The organism is Pseudomonas sp. AC016, from assembly GCF_979253365.1.
The window spans coordinates 5,069,861-5,083,972 of sequence record NZ_CEEDCC010000001.1; the positions used below are offsets into that span (position 1 = coordinate 5,069,861).

The window sequence follows — 14,112 nt, forward strand, 5'->3', positions numbered from 1 at the left end:
GATTCCAGCATGCGCACCGAACAACCGACCATGATCTACCTGAAGGATTATCAGGCGCCCGAGTACCTCATCGACGAGACGAACCTGACGTTCGAGCTGTTCGACGATCACTCGCTGGTCCATGCGCAACTGGTCATGCGCCGTAACCCTGCGCGTGGTGCCGGTCTGCCGCCACTGGTGCTGGACGGTCAGCATCTGGAGCTGCTGTCGGTAAATCTGGACGACGTCGAGCTGACGGCGGCCGATTATCAACTGACCGAAGACCACCTGACCCTGCACCCCAAGGCAGAGCGCTTCACGGTCGACAGTACCGTGCGCATCCACCCGGAAACCAACACCGCACTGGAAGGGCTGTACAAGTCCAGCGGCATGTTCTGCACCCAGTGCGAGGCCGAAGGCTTTCGCAAGATCACCTATTACCTTGACCGCCCTGACGTGATGAGCAAGTTCACCACGACCGTCAGCGCCGAGAAACACAGCTTCCCGATCCTGCTGTCCAACGGCAACCCGGTTGCCAGCGGCGAGGAAGAAGACGGTCGTCACTGGGCGACCTGGGAAGACCCGTTCATGAAACCGGCCTACCTGTTCGCGCTGGTAGCGGGCGATCTGTGGTGTGTCGAAGACACCTTCACCACCATGAGCCAGCGGGTCGTGACCCTGCGCATCTATGTCGAGCCGGAAAACATCGACAAGTGCCAGCACGCCATGAACAGCCTCAAGAAGTCCATGCGCTGGGACGAGGAGACCTATGGTCGTGAGTACGACCTGGACATCTTCATGATCGTCGCTGTCAACGACTTCAACATGGGCGCGATGGAGAACAAGGGTCTCAACATCTTCAACTCCAGCGCCGTACTGGCCCGTGCCGAGACCGCCACCGACGCCGCTCACCAGCGCGTCGAGGCCATCGTGGCCCACGAATATTTCCACAACTGGTCGGGCAACCGCGTGACCTGCCGTGACTGGTTCCAGCTGTCGCTCAAGGAAGGCTTCACGGTCTACCGCGACGCAGGCTTCTCCGCCGATATGAACTCGGCCACGGTCAAGCGCATCCAGGATGTCGCGTTCCTGCGCACTCACCAGTTCGCCGAAGATGCAGGCCCGATGGCCCATGCCGTGCGTCCTGACAGCTTCATCGAGATTTCCAACTTCTACACCCTGACGGTGTACGAGAAGGGTTCCGAAGTGGTCGGCATGCTGCATACCCTGCTGGGCGCCGACGGCTTCCGCAAGGGCAGCGATCTGTACTTCGAGCGGCATGACGGCCAGGCAGTGACCTGCGATGACTTCATCAAGGCGATGGAGGATGCCAACGGCGTCGACCTGACCCAGTTCAAGCGCTGGTACAGCCAGGCCGGTACGCCACGTCTGGCAGTCAGCGAGTCCTATGACAGCGCAGCTGGCACCTACAGCCTGACCTTCCGCCAGAGCTGCCCGACGACACCGGGTCAACCGGGTGACCAGAAGCAGCCGTTTGTGATTCCGGTCGAACTGGGCCTGCTGGACAGTCAGGGCAACGACATTGCGCTGCGCCTGTCGGGCGAAGCGTCAGCCACGGGTACCACGCGCGTGCTGTCGGTGACCGAGGCCGAGCAGACGTTCACGTTCGTCGATGTCACTGAAAAGCCGCTGCCTTCGTTGTTGCGCGGCTTCTCGGCCCCGGTGAAGCTGAGCTTCCCTTACGACCGCGACCAACTGATGTTCCTGATGCAGCACGACAGCGATGGCTTCAACCGCTGGGATGCCGGTCAGCAACTGTCGGTGCAGGTCCTCCAGGAAATGATCGCTCAACATCAACAAGGTCAGGCACTGGTGATGGACCAGCGTCTGGTGACAGCGCTGGGCACCGTGCTGGCTGACGAGCAGTTGGATCAGGCGATGGTCGCGGAAATGCTGTCGCTGCCGGGCGAGGCCTATCTGACTGAAATCAGCGAAGTGGCGGACGTCGAAGCCATTCATACGGCGCGCGAGTTCGCCCGTCAGCAATTGGCGGACAGCCTGTTCGAGGGGCTGTGGGCGCGTTATCAGGCCAATCGTGACATTTCCAAAGTCACACCTTATGTCGCCGAGGCCGAGCATTTCGCCCGCCGTGCGTTGCAGAACATTGCGCTGTCGTACCTCATGCTCAGCGGCAAGCCGCAGGTGTTGACCGCGACCATCGACCAGTTCGATACCAGCGACAACATGACCGAGCGCCTGACTGCGCTGGCGGTACTGGTCAACTCGCCGTTCACTGAAGAGCGTGACAAGGCACTGGCCGTGTTCGCCGAGAACTTCAAGGACAACGCGCTGGTCATGGATCAGTGGTTCAGCGTCCAGGCTGGCAGTCCGCAGCCGGGTGGTCTGGAGCGGGTCAAAGAGCTGATGCAGCATCCTGCGTTCAACATCAAGAACCCGAACAAGGTCCGCGCCCTGATTGGTGCCTTTGCCGCGCAGAACCTGATCAACTTCCATGCTGCGGATGGCTCTGGCTATCGGTTTCTGGCGGATCTGGTGATTGAGCTGAACGGCTTCAACCCTCAGATCGCCTCCCGCCAGTTGGCCCCGCTGACTCGCTGGCGCAAATACGACAGCGCCCGTCAGGCACTGATGAAGGCCGAGCTGGAACGCATCCTTGCTTCCGGCAAGCTGTCGCCGGATGTGTATGAAGTTGTGAGCAAAAGTCTGGTCGAATAAGGGCTGATGTAATGAAGGGTGTGATGTCGGCACTCTGAACAGAAGGGCTGTCCGCTGCGGGGGACGGCCCTTTTTTATGCGGTGAGTGACCGAGCGTTTCAGACACCACAGATTACGCGCGCAATGATCGCGTGAACATCGAGACAAATCCTACAAAAAATCTCACATGTGATATATATCCAGCCGTGAAAACTTCTGATACGTTGCTCATCAGTTTCATGGCCATACACAAGGGGAAGCGCCAATGCCTCGTAAAACCAAGGGCGATAACGCAACTGACCCGGCCAAGGCATCGAAGAGCTCCACCGACTACATGCGTGAAATGCGTCTGCGACTCAAGGACGCCGGGCTGGTCAAGCGGGAGTTCTGGATACGGCCCGAGAATGTCGATGCCCTGCGGGGGATCGAGAAAGCGTTAAGACAGCCCTTTCTGGGTGACAGGATCAAACTGGAGGATTTCATGACCGAGAACACCAACTGGACGATCAGCTCTCTGCAAAAGGCCCTTTCCGAACTGGATCTGGTCACTGAGGGCAGGATCGAGATGGGCGTTATCGAAGGCGACGCGGCAGGCATCAAGCTGACCATGGCCGACTTCGGTGATCTGCCTATCTACATCGCGGTCGAGGGCGATCAGATTCTGGCCGACGCCACGCTGATCGAAGTGAACAAGATCAAGGATGTCGCCGCCTTCAATGGCGAAGTGTTGCGCAGTCGCGACCTGTTTCCGCTGTCTTCGGTCGGTATCGAAAGTCTGGCTGATGGCCAGGAAGTCTATTGCCTGTTTGGCGCGCTGAGCGCTGCGTCTTCGCTCACAGTGATTGTTCAGGAAATTCTGACCCTCGCGGACAACGTGATCCGTGCGGCCGAAGCCTTCGAAGATCACTTCATTTACTGAACATCCCTGTCAGGAGCAAAGCATTCATGACAACAAGCATCTGGAAAAAACTGGTTACCGCTGTCCGTGGCGGTGCTTCTGAAGTGGGCGAGTCGATCGCCGACGCCAACGCCATCCGTATTCTGGATCAGGAAATCCGTGACGCAGACAGCGCGCTGGTCCGGGCACGCGACGGTCTGATCACCATCAAGGCCAAGCACAAGCTTTCGGCGCAGCGTCTTGAAGAACACGCCACCAGTATCGCCAACTGGGAAGGTCGCGCCATGCAGGCCCTGAACAAGGGTGAAGAAGCGCTGGCCGTGGAATGCGCCACCAAGATCGCCGAGATCGAAGCCCTGCGTGATCAGGAAAAGGAACTGGCTGATCAGTTCGGCAAGCAGGTCGGTCTGCTGCAGGAACAGGTCGTCAAAGCCGAGTCGCGCATCAAGAGCCTCAAGCAGCAGGTCGAAATGGCCAAGGCGCGCGAAACCGTACAGAAAGCCCGCGTTGCAACAGCCACTGCGACCGGTGGCGCGAGCGGCGCGGTCGAAACAGCCGTCGGTTCGCTGGCTCGCCTCAAGCAGCGTCAGGACGAACAGGACGCCAAGCTGGAAGCCGCTGAAGAGCTGGCGGGTCAGTCCAACGGCAGCGATCTGGAGCGTCGTCTTCAGGAAGCGGGCATTGGTGCCAAAAGCGGCGGTGCAGATGACGTACTGGCGCGCCTGAAAGCCAAAAGCCAGACGCCTGCACAGTAATCGTTCATTGAATGCAGGCGAGGTGACCGGATGAGCTTTTCGGCACGATTGAAGGTCATCCTCGCACTGTCGCTGGTGTTGGTCGCCGTGCAGTGCGTCAATGTGTTCTCGTCCGGCAATCTGGTCACGTACGGCATCATTCCGCGTACGGTTTCCGGTTTGCAGGGCATCGTTTTTGCGCCTTTCATCCATGGTTCGTTCCGGCATCTGCTGGGTAATCTGCTGCCGTTCATGGTGCTGAGCTGGCTGGTGGCGACCGAAGGGGTGAAACGTTACGCCTGGGTCGCAGGGCTGATCTGTCTACTGGGTGGCATTCTGGTATGGCTGTTTGGCCGTTCCAGCATTCATGTCGGTGCAAGTGGCTTGATATTCGGCCTGTGGACCTATCTACTGGCGCGGGCGTGGTATCAGCGCAGTCTGGTCAGCCTCTTTCTGGCGATGATCGCGCTGGCCGGTTACAGCGGACTGATCTATGGATTCGTTCCCATGCCGGGTATTTCATTCGAGTCGCACCTGGCCGGCGCGATTGCGGGTGTCATCGTCGCCCGGCTGATGCATTCGAAAACGTTACAGAGTGAAACCACCCGAGTGGTTTGAAGGGCATGCTGTGGATTGTGGGTCGTCGTTGCCGACCCGTCTGGAAGGGAACCTGAATCATGGATTTGCACGCATGACCCTGTTGCTGTTACTTCGGCGTCACGCCTCGGTGTTCTTCGAACGATTTGGCTGGGCCGGTATCGGCGTCCTGCTGTTGACGCACTACATCGTCTCCTGGCTGCTGTTGACGCTGGCGGGCGAGGAACACCTGGTTCAGGGTGTCGATTTCACCTACTTCTACCTCACGACGGCGACCACGGTCGGGTACGGCGATCTGTCGCCCAAGTCAGAGTGGGGAAAGCTCATTACCACCACCTGGATCATGCTGGGCGGTATCGCCTTGCTGACGACCGTCATTGGCAAGGCGTCGACTTCGGTCGGTGACATCTGGAGAAGAAACATGAAAGGACAGGGCGACTGCTCGGCTCTCACCGGCCACACCTTACTCGTCGGCTGGGACGGTGAGACCAGCGAACGCATCGTCGAGCTGCTCGGCCAGGACACGACCACCAGCCGCACAGGATTGGTGATCTGTGACTCGATCATCACGGAAAACCCGATGCCGGGTCGTGCCTCGTTCATCAAGGGCGACTCGCTGGACTCGCCAACCGTGCTGCTGCGTGCCGGAGCCATCGGCGCGCAACGGATTCTGGTGCACACCCAGTCCGACAGTCTGACCCTGGCAATCGTGCTGACGCTCAAGAGTCTGGGGCCTACCGGGCATGTCGTGGCGCATTTCAACAACTCCGAACGGGCGGCGCTGGCCAGAACCTACGCCCCTGAACTTGAGTGCACCTCGAACATGGCCATCGAAATGCTGGTGCGTTCGTCTCAGGACCCGGGCTCGAGTTCGGTGATCACCGAGTTGCTGTGCATCGGCGAGGGCGCCACGCAGTTCCGCCACGTGCTGCCAGACAATTACACCTCATCCTGCGGCGACCTTTACATGCGCCTGCGTCAGGATTTCAACGCCACGCTGATTGGCTATCGAACCTCTGCCGTGGCGCAGTTTCAGATCAATCCCGCCAATGATGTACCTGTACACGGTGGGGAAATTTTCTACATTGCCTCCAGTCGGCTTCAAGGAGATGCGCTATGAGTTGGTTCAAACGTGCCATGGGGCTGGAAGCGCCCAAGACGTCGGCCAGTGCCAACGGAACGACGGGTTTTTCCAGTCCACTGGGCCTGGCCTCCGGACGGATGCTGTGCCTGGACAGCTCGCTGAAGATGCTGCTCGACGGGCATTCCTATGTGGTCATTCCCGGCGACGAAAAGGTCTGGTCGGTCGGTCGTATCGACCTCGGTCAGTCCATGGCGCTTCAGCGTTTCTATCTGGATAACGAAGATTACTTTCTGCAGGTGGTCACCAATGGCCCGGCTCCCGAAGATATTCAGGACATCATCCTGTTCGGCTATTACAGTACCTCGCCGATCACCAGCAAGGACGAGTTGCTGCGTCTGACCGGGCCTGCGTCGAAGATCGGGCTGCCGACATACGAGCACGAAGGTGAAGTCTTCGAACGGCAGTGGGGAACCGAAACGGGACAGACCGAGCTGACGCCGCTGGACGAAGACGTCGTCAGCCCTGACGGCACTTATCGCGTCAAACACCTGAGCATGCTGTACGCCCGTGAGACAGGCCTGATCAATCGTCGGGAGTTCCTGCTGTTCTCGGTCGAGGAAGACGAGGAGGGTGAAATCACCCTCACCACCGCGGTTGGCGTGACGCTGCAATCCACTGATATCAACGTTCTATGACAAGGAAATCCTCATGATCGACGCGCTTCGTATGTCGCTCAACGCCACTGCGGTGTTCGGTTTTGTGATGTACATCCTGGTGGCGGCCATCCTGTTCGCCCTGTTCCAGTTCATCTACAGCCGCATCACGCCGCACAAGGAATTCGCGCTGATCCGCGAGAACAACAGCGCCGCCGCACTGGCGCTGGGTGGTTCGCTGATCGGTTTCGCGCTGCCAGCCAGTAACATCATCACGTACAGCATCAGCATTCTGGACGTGATCGTCTGGGTGGTGATCGCAGCCGTGGTGCAACTGGCCGCGTTTGGCGTCACCAGCGTGGTGCTCAAAGGGCTGTCGACGCGCATTGCCAAGGGCGAAACGGCTGCGGCGATCTACTCGGCCAGCGTCGCGATCAGCGTCGGTCTCCTCAACGCAGCCTGCATGACCCCTTCGGTCTGACAGCAGCGACGGTCAAGGAGACTATCGATGAGACGCAGTTCAGTAAAATGGGTACTTGTCAGCACGCTGCCTCTGGCCATTTCAGGCTGTGGTTCCAGCGACGAGCCTAACTTCAAGGCCCAGGCCAACTTCAAGTCCGTTCAGGAATGCACCGAGGCGAAGGTGCCGGTGGACGTGTGCTCGGATGCCTACATGCAGGCGCTGTCCGATCACCGACGCATTGCGCCCACTTATGATGACAAGGCCTCCTGCGACGCCGACTTCGTCCCGGATTATTGCCAGGTCACGTCTGATGGCAAGTACATGCCAAAATTGGGTGGCTTCGAACTGGGGTTCGAGGGCAATGTACCCAAGTCCGCACTGGACCGGGCCAATCAGGAAGTGGCCCAGTCGGCACCTGCCGGGATGAGCGGGACCAGTGGCCTGTTGACAGGCCTGTTGATCGGCAATCTGATGAGCAACGGGTTCGGTAACAATCGCTACTACTCCCAGCCGATTTACCAGACGCGCGATGACCGCAATTCAGGCGGTGGCACATTCGGGTATTACGGCTCCACATTGTCCAGTCAGATGGACCGGGGCAAGACGTTCGGCAACTCGACCCAGGCCCGTTCGAACTCCGGCAGTTACAACAAGAGCACGCTGGGCCGAAGCCTTGGCGGCTCCAGCTCAGGCTCTTCGGTCTCTTCGACGGTTTCGCGCGGTGGCTTCGGCAGCCAGGCATCGGCGCGCAGCGGTTGGGGTGGCAAGAGCAGCAGTAGCAGTTTCGGAGGCTGACGGATCCGGCCCATGAAAAAGATCAGCATCGAAGAACGACCCGACTGGCAAGCCACCGTCGAGCGTGAGGGGTTCAACTTCCACACCATCGACGGCGAACGCTACTGGGATGAACGCGGGTATTACCTGTTCACCGAACAGCAGATCACCCGCGATCTGGAAGCGCCGACCCAGGAACTGCATCAGATGTGCATGGATGCCGTGGGACGGATCGTGGACAGCGAAGAGCTGCTGCGCCAGCTCGCCATTCCGGAAGCGTTCTTCCACCTGATCCGCACCTCATGGAAGCAGGGTCACCCGCACCTCTACGCACGTTTTGACTTCGCCTACGATGGCAGCGGTCCGGCAAAGATGTACGAGATCAATGCCGATACCCCGACCAGCCTGATGGAGGCCGGAGCGGTGCAACTGCTATGGCTGGAGGAGCAGATGGCGCGCGGTGTTCTGCCTGCTCATGCCACTCAGTTCAACTCCATTGCCGAAGACCTTGTGCGAGCGTTCGCCGAGTTTCCCCGTCAGGGACCGTTTCATTTTTCGGCGATGTCGGGTTCAGTCGAGGATCGCGGCACCACTGATTTCCTGCGGCGGATGGCGGCTCATGTCGGCATCGACGCCCGACACATCGACATCGAAGACATCGGTCTGACCGCCGACGGACGCTTTGTCGACCTGGACGCACAGCCCATCGAACGTCTGTTCAAGCTGCATGCCTGGGAGCACATCTTTCACGAGTCGTTCGGCGAGTATGTCGCGGCCAGCGGCACGCAGTTCGTCGAGCCGGCCTGGAAGGCCATTCTCAGCAACAAAGGCATTCTGCCGCTGCTGTGGCAATTCAACGAAGGCCATCCCAACCTGCTGGAGTCTCACGTGGATCTTGATCCCCGGCAGGCTGTGCCCAGAGGCTGGGTACGCAAGCCGTACTTCTCCCGCGAAGGCGCCAACATCGAGATGCGCACACCGGGTGATCAGGTCATTGCCGTCGATGGGCCGTATACCGATGCGCCCTACATCATGCAGGCGTACTCGCCACTGCCGCGATTCGACGACAGCTATACGCTGATCGGTTCCTGGGTGATCGGTGATCTGGCCTCGGGTATTGGCATCCGGGAAGACGACAGCCTGATCACCAAGGACTCCAGCCGTTTCCTGCCTCACGTCGTCATCGACTGACTGCGACCGACACGTTCTGTATCAGGCTGGCTGATAGCGCATCAATCACAGTCAATGCGCTTAACAAAAGATAACGACATGTCGATTGTCAGCCATTTGCAAAACTGCCTAGGATGGCGAGGCTTGGAAAAGGTACGGCCAGAGCGCTCGCGAGCGTTTGACCCGTGCGAACGGGCCGGTGTCAGAGCCTAATAACAATAAGAGGGGAACGTCCATGAGTGAGCCTGTCTATCGGCGCACCCGGTTACGCGCGGGCATGTCCCTGGCAATCCTGATGGCCTGCACGGTGTCTGCACCGCTCATGGCTGCGACCGATCCGGCGCCAGCCGGGACCACCAGCACGACCGGCATTTATGCCATTGAATCAGCGAAAGCCGCCCGCGGCCTGCTGCTTGACGTCGCCCACGCAGGGGCTCGACTGGTCGCCGTCGGGGATCACGGTCATATTCTTTATTCCGATGATCAGGGCAAGAGCTGGGTCCAGGCCCGCGTGCCGACTCGCCAGTTGCTGACCGCCGTCTATTTTGTCGACGAACAGCACGGCTGGGCGGTGGGACACGACGCACAGATCCTCGCCAGCAGCGATGGCGGCAAGAGCTGGAACAAACAGTTCGAAGACCTGGCACGCGAGGCGCCGTTGCTGGATGTCTGGTTCAAGGACCTGCAGAACGGTCTGGCCGTAGGGGCCTACGGTGCCTTGCTGACCACCACTGACGGCGGACAGCACTGGGAAGATGTCAGTGATCGTCTGGACAACGAAGATCAATACCACCTCAACGGCATCACCCAGGTCAAGGACGCTGGGCTATTCATCGTCGGCGAGGCTGGCAGCATGTTTCGCTCCGGTGACGAAGGGCAGACCTGGGAAAAGCTTGAAGGCCCCTATCAGGGCTCGCTGTTCGGGGTGATCGGTACCGCCAGCCCTTCGACGCTGCTGGCCTATGGTTTGCGCGGCAACCTGTTCCGCTCCACTGACTTTGGTGACACCTGGCAGCCCATTGAGCTGCAGGGCGCACGCGGCCCGCTGGAGTTCGGTCTGGCCAGTGCTTCGCTGCTGGCTGATGGCTCGCTGGTGCTGGTCGGCAATGGCGGCAGTGTGATGCGCAGCAGCGATGACGGCGAAACGTTTCAGGTCTTCAACCGCCCCGACCGGATCTCGCTGGCGGGTGTGACCTCCAATCTTCAAGGCAATCTGATTCTGGTAGGTCAAGGAGGCGTTCGCATCGCCTCGCCAACGGGCGCCGAGACGACCCAACAATAAGACCTTTCAGGGCGGGGACATTCAGGCATGACCAATCTTCAACACACCCAGCATTCCGGCGGAAAAGAGACCTTTCTCGAGCGCCTGATTTTCAACAACCGCCCAGCCGTGATCATTCTGTGCCTGCTGGCCAGTATTTTTCTGTTCTGGCAGGCCACCCAGGTTCGCCCGTCCACCAGCTTCGAGAAGATGATCCCGCTGTCCCATCCGTTCATCCAGAACATGATGGAACACCGCAACGATCTGGCGAACCTGGGTAACACCGTGCGCATCTCGGTGGAGGCCAGGGATGGCGACATCTTTTCCAAACAGTACATGGAGACGCTGCGCCAGATCAGCGACGAGGTGTTCTACATCCCCGGCGTCGACCGTTCCGGCCTGAAATCGCTGTGGAGCCCGAGCGTACGCTGGACCGAAGTGACGGAGGAGGGCTTTGCCGGTGGCGAAGTGATTCCGCAGAGTTACAACGGTTCGGATGAGAGTCTGGATCTGTTGCGCAACAACATACTCAAGTCCGGGCAGGTCGGACGATTGGTGGCCAACGACTTCAAATCCAGCATCATCGACGTGCCGTTGCAGGAGTCCTATCCGGACCCTGCTGATCAGGGCAAGTTGCTGGCGCTGGACTATCAGCAGTTCTCGCACCAGCTCGAAGAGAAAATTCGCGACAAGTACGAAGCCCAGAACCCCAACATCAAGATTCACATCGTCGGTTTCGCCAAGAAGGTCGGTGATCTGATCGACGGCCTGTTCATGGTGGTGATGTTCTTCGGCATCGCCTTTCTGATCACGCTGGTGCTGCTGATCTGGTTCACCCGCTGCCTCCGCAGCACCATCGCCGTGCTGATCACCACGCTGATTGCGGTGATCTGGCAACTGGGTCTGATGCATGTCGTGGGGTTCGGTATCGACCCGTATTCGATGCTGGTGCCGTTCCTGATCTTTGCCATCGGCATTTCCCATGGCGTGCAGAAGATCAACGGTATCGCCTTGCAATCCAGCGACGCCGAAAACGCATTGATGGCGGCAAAGCGTACCTTCCGTCAGTTGTTCCTGCCGGGCATGATCGCGATTCTGGCCGACGCCGTGGGCTTCATCACGCTGCTGATCATTGATATCGGCGTGATTCGCGAGCTGGCCATCGGGGCGTCCATCGGTGTCGCGGTGATCGTGTTCACCAACCTGATCCTGCTGCCGGTGGCGATTTCCTACGCAGGCATCAGCAAGCGGGCGATCAATCGCAGCAAGCAGGATGCGGTGTCCGAGCATCCGTTCTGGCGGCTGCTGTCCAACTTTGCCAGCGCAAAGGTTGCGCCGGTTTCCATTGTGCTGGCGCTGCTCGCCTTCGGTGGCGGCCTCTGGTACAGCCAGAACCTCAAGATCGGCGACCTGGATCAGGGCGCGCCGGAGCTGCGTCCCGATTCACGCTACAACAAGGACAACGCGTTCATCATCAGTCATTACTCCACCAGTTCGGACGTGCTGGTGGTGATGGTCAAGACGCCTCCAGAAGGCTGCTCGGCCTATCCGACGATGTCGGCGATCAACGAACTGGCCTGGAAGATGGAGAACACTCAGGGCGTGCAATCGGCCATCTCGCTGGTGACGGTTTCCAAGCAGGTCATCAAGGGCATGAACGAGGGCAACCTGAAATGGGAAACCCTGTCGCGTAACAAGGACGTGCTCAACAACTCCATCGCCCGTGCCGATGGCCTGTACAACAACACCTGTTCGCTGGCACCCCTGCTGGTGTTCCTCAACGACCACAAGGCTGAAACCCTCGACCGTGCTGTACATGCGGTGCAGGACTTTGCCAAAGAAAACGACCGCCCGGACATGCAGTTCATGCTGGCTGCGGGTAACGCCGGTATCGAAGCAGCGACCAACGAGGTGATCAAGAAGTCCGAGCTGACCATCCTGATTCTGGTCTACATCTGCGTGGCCGCCATGTGCATGATCACCTTCCGCTCTTGGGCGGCGACGCTGTGCATCGTGCTGCCGCTGGTCCTGACCTCGGTGCTGGGCAACGCGCTGATGGCGTTCATGGGCATCGGCGTGAAAGTCGCGACCTTGCCGGTGGTGGCACTGGGCGTGGGGATCGGTGTCGATTACGGTATCTACATCTACAGCCGTCTGGAGAGTTTCCTGCGCGCCGGACTGCCGTTGCAGGAGGCCTATTACGAAACCCTCAAGTCCACGGGCAAGGCGGTGCTGTTCACGGGGCTTTGCCTGGCGATTGGCGTGTGCACCTGGATCTTCTCGGCGATCAAGTTCCAGGCCGACATGGGCCTGATGCTGACCTTCATGCTGCTTTGGAACATGTTCGGCGCATTGTGGCTGCTGCCAGCGCTGGCGCGGTTCCTGATCAAACCGGAGAAAATGGCGGGCAAGGTGGGGAATTCACTGTTTTCGCATTGATAGGGCAGTGGCTCATGAGCGCGTCCACGTAACGCGCTCAGTATGGGCATGCCGCCCGTGACGCTCCGCGTCACAAATGGCACAGACTGCGGACTCAGTGAGCCGAGCGCATGACGTGGGTAACGCTGGAACTTGGGCGCGCATCTGCGCCACATTCAAGAGCGGACGCGGAGCGTCCTGGGAGGCATTCCCACGCGGAGCGTGAGGAACGATCATCACGCGACTCCACACTGATCGTGCCCATGCTCTGCGTGGGTATGCCGCCCGTGACGCTCCGCGTCACAAATGGCACAGACTGTCGAATCAGGGAGCCGAGCGCATGACGTGGATAACGCTGGAGCTTGGGCACACATCTGCGCCACATTCGAAAGCGGACGCGGAGCGTCCTGGGAGGCATTCCCACGCGGAGCGTGAGGAACGATCATCACGCGACTCCACACTGATCGTGCCCATGCTCTGCGTGGGTATGCCGCCCGTGACGCTCCGCGTCACAAATGGCTCAGACTGTCGAATCAGGGAGCCGAGCGCATGGCTCAAATCACCCTTTTGCTTCTTGGCAATCAAACCCCGCCCAGTACCACCGTCAGCGCATTGCGCGCATCGTCCAGTTGCACCAGCGAAGCATGGCGGGCGGCGAGGGCGTCGCGGTTCTGGATGGCGGTGAGGATTGCCTTGTGACGCGGCATGGCCAGTTCGTGCAGGTTGGGCCGTTTGTTGGAATACTTCAGCGCTTCGCGCAATGCCAGTGACAACATGTTGCACAAGTGAGCCAACAGATCATTGTGGGTCGCGTCGGCGATACGGCTGTGAAAATCCAGGTCAGGTTGCAGCAGGTCTTCCGGCGTCGGGGCTGCTTCCATGCGCTGGTACGCCTCATGAATCGACTCGATTTCCTCATCCGTCGCATGCTGCGCCGCCAGCGCCGCAACAGCGGGTTCGATCACTGCGCGCACGCTGGTCAGCAGGTTGAAGAATTCATTCTGCGGCGAGCTCTGCATCACCCAGTGCAATACATCCGGATCCAGCAGGTGCCATTCGCGCCGTTCCTTGACCACCGTGCCGACGCGCGGCCTCGAGTAGACCAGGCCCTTGGCCACCAATACCCGTGTGGCTTCACGCAGCACCGGACGGCTGACAGCGTACTCTTCGCAGAGCAGCGCCTCGGGAGGCAGTTTTTCGTCAGGTTTGAAACGACCGGATACGATCTGCATGCCCAGTTCCTGGACAATGCGCGCGTGCATGCTTTTACGGTCTGAAGGCTTTCGGTAGTCCATGGGAACGTGCGTCGATCCTGGCGGTGAGTGCCGCGCATCATAACACTGCGCATCGCCCAAGGCGGCCGCCCGTGGGAGGGCAGCCGCTGCTCAGGACAGGGAGCTGATGG

The 14,112-nt window shown here is 59.6% G+C and carries 12 protein-coding genes; 11 read left to right on the top strand and 1 reads right to left on the bottom strand.

Annotated elements, in window-relative coordinates; genetic code table 11:
* The first annotated feature begins 9 nt into the window (after window positions 1-9).
* The 11 genes from pepN (at window position 10) to AC0IXS_RS22995 (ending at window position 12,728) form a co-directional block, all read left to right on the top strand.
* Window positions 10-2,676 carry an aminopeptidase N gene (gene pepN / locus AC0IXS_RS22945; protein WP_191955056.1) on the top strand — a complete coding sequence of 889 codons (2,667 nt, stop codon included), beginning with the start codon at window positions 10-12 and terminating at the stop codon, window positions 2,674-2,676.
* Between the two features lie 244 nt (window positions 2,677-2,920).
* Window positions 2,921-3,574: a YjfI family protein gene (locus tag AC0IXS_RS22950; RefSeq protein WP_057410525.1), complete on the top strand. Its 654-nt coding sequence runs from the start codon at window positions 2,921-2,923 to the stop codon at window positions 3,572-3,574.
* A 26-nt stretch (window positions 3,575-3,600) separates the two neighbouring features.
* A complete protein-coding gene (locus tag AC0IXS_RS22955; protein WP_025994373.1) occupies window positions 3,601-4,308 on the top strand; it encodes a PspA/IM30 family protein in 708 nt (235 codons plus the stop codon).
* Between the two features lie 30 nt (window positions 4,309-4,338).
* Window positions 4,339-4,905 carry a rhomboid family intramembrane serine protease gene (locus AC0IXS_RS22960; RefSeq protein ID WP_057410523.1) on the top strand — a complete coding sequence of 189 codons (567 nt, stop codon included), beginning with the start codon at window positions 4,339-4,341 and terminating at the stop codon, window positions 4,903-4,905.
* A 73-nt stretch (window positions 4,906-4,978) separates the two neighbouring features.
* Window positions 4,979-6,004 carry an ion channel gene (locus tag AC0IXS_RS22965; protein ID WP_122667577.1) on the top strand — a complete coding sequence of 342 codons (1,026 nt, stop codon included), beginning with the start codon at window positions 4,979-4,981 and terminating at the stop codon, window positions 6,002-6,004.
* Entirely contained in the window at window positions 6,001-6,663 is a 663-nt protein-coding gene (locus AC0IXS_RS22970) for a YjfK family protein (RefSeq protein ID WP_057410521.1), read from the top strand. Before AC0IXS_RS22965 ends, AC0IXS_RS22970 begins: the two co-directional genes overlap by 4 nt.
* A gap of 13 nt (window positions 6,664-6,676) precedes the next feature.
* Entirely contained in the window at window positions 6,677-7,102 is a 426-nt protein-coding gene (locus AC0IXS_RS22975; RefSeq protein ID WP_004884514.1) for a DUF350 domain-containing protein, read from the top strand.
* A gap of 27 nt (window positions 7,103-7,129) precedes the next feature.
* On the top strand, window positions 7,130-7,879 hold the full coding sequence (locus AC0IXS_RS22980) for a DUF1190 domain-containing protein (RefSeq protein WP_122689414.1): 750 nt from the start codon (window positions 7,130-7,132) through the stop codon (window positions 7,877-7,879).
* A 12-nt stretch (window positions 7,880-7,891) separates the two neighbouring features.
* A complete protein-coding gene (locus AC0IXS_RS22985; protein WP_137202399.1) occupies window positions 7,892-9,049 on the top strand; it encodes a glutathionylspermidine synthase family protein in 1,158 nt (385 codons plus the stop codon).
* A 214-nt stretch (window positions 9,050-9,263) separates the two neighbouring features.
* Complete coding sequence (locus AC0IXS_RS22990) at window positions 9,264-10,310, top strand: WD40/YVTN/BNR-like repeat-containing protein (RefSeq protein WP_191955054.1); 1,047 nt, start codon at window positions 9,264-9,266, stop codon at window positions 10,308-10,310.
* Between the two features lie 27 nt (window positions 10,311-10,337).
* On the top strand, window positions 10,338-12,728 hold the full coding sequence (locus AC0IXS_RS22995) for an efflux RND transporter permease subunit (protein WP_137202400.1): 2,391 nt from the start codon (window positions 10,338-10,340) through the stop codon (window positions 12,726-12,728).
* Between the two features lie 560 nt (window positions 12,729-13,288).
* On the opposite strand, the gene AC0IXS_RS23000 is transcribed toward AC0IXS_RS22995, so the two are convergent.
* The gene (locus AC0IXS_RS23000; protein ID WP_004884509.1) at window positions 13,289-14,002 is read right to left on the bottom strand and encodes a FadR/GntR family transcriptional regulator; all 714 of its coding nucleotides are present in this window, start codon (window positions 14,000-14,002) and stop codon (window positions 13,289-13,291) included.
* Window positions 14,003-14,112 lie beyond the last annotated feature (110 nt).

What these genes read in the sequence shown, in the direction of transcription:
- pepN (WP_191955056.1), top strand. Translation starts at nt 10, where the DNA reads ATGCGCACCGAACAACCGACCATGATCTACCTGAAGGATTATCAGGCG.
- AC0IXS_RS22950 (WP_057410525.1), top strand. Translation starts at nt 2,921, where the DNA reads ATGCCTCGTAAAACCAAGGGCGATAACGCAACTGACCCGGCCAAGGCA.
- AC0IXS_RS22955 (WP_025994373.1), top strand. Translation starts at nt 3,601, where the DNA reads ATGACAACAAGCATCTGGAAAAAACTGGTTACCGCTGTCCGTGGCGGT.
- AC0IXS_RS22960 (WP_057410523.1), top strand. Translation starts at nt 4,339, where the DNA reads ATGAGCTTTTCGGCACGATTGAAGGTCATCCTCGCACTGTCGCTGGTG.
- AC0IXS_RS22965 (WP_122667577.1), top strand. Translation starts at nt 4,979, where the DNA reads ATGACCCTGTTGCTGTTACTTCGGCGTCACGCCTCGGTGTTCTTCGAA.
- AC0IXS_RS22970 (WP_057410521.1), top strand. Translation starts at nt 6,001, where the DNA reads ATGAGTTGGTTCAAACGTGCCATGGGGCTGGAAGCGCCCAAGACGTCG.
- AC0IXS_RS22975 (WP_004884514.1), top strand. Translation starts at nt 6,677, where the DNA reads ATGATCGACGCGCTTCGTATGTCGCTCAACGCCACTGCGGTGTTCGGT.
- AC0IXS_RS22980 (WP_122689414.1), top strand. Translation starts at nt 7,130, where the DNA reads ATGAGACGCAGTTCAGTAAAATGGGTACTTGTCAGCACGCTGCCTCTG.
- AC0IXS_RS22985 (WP_137202399.1), top strand. Translation starts at nt 7,892, where the DNA reads ATGAAAAAGATCAGCATCGAAGAACGACCCGACTGGCAAGCCACCGTC.
- AC0IXS_RS22990 (WP_191955054.1), top strand. Translation starts at nt 9,264, where the DNA reads ATGAGTGAGCCTGTCTATCGGCGCACCCGGTTACGCGCGGGCATGTCC.
- AC0IXS_RS22995 (WP_137202400.1), top strand. Translation starts at nt 10,338, where the DNA reads ATGACCAATCTTCAACACACCCAGCATTCCGGCGGAAAAGAGACCTTT.
- AC0IXS_RS23000 (WP_004884509.1), bottom strand. Translation starts at nt 14,002, where the DNA reads ATGGACTACCGAAAGCCTTCAGACCGTAAAAGCATGCACGCGCGCATT.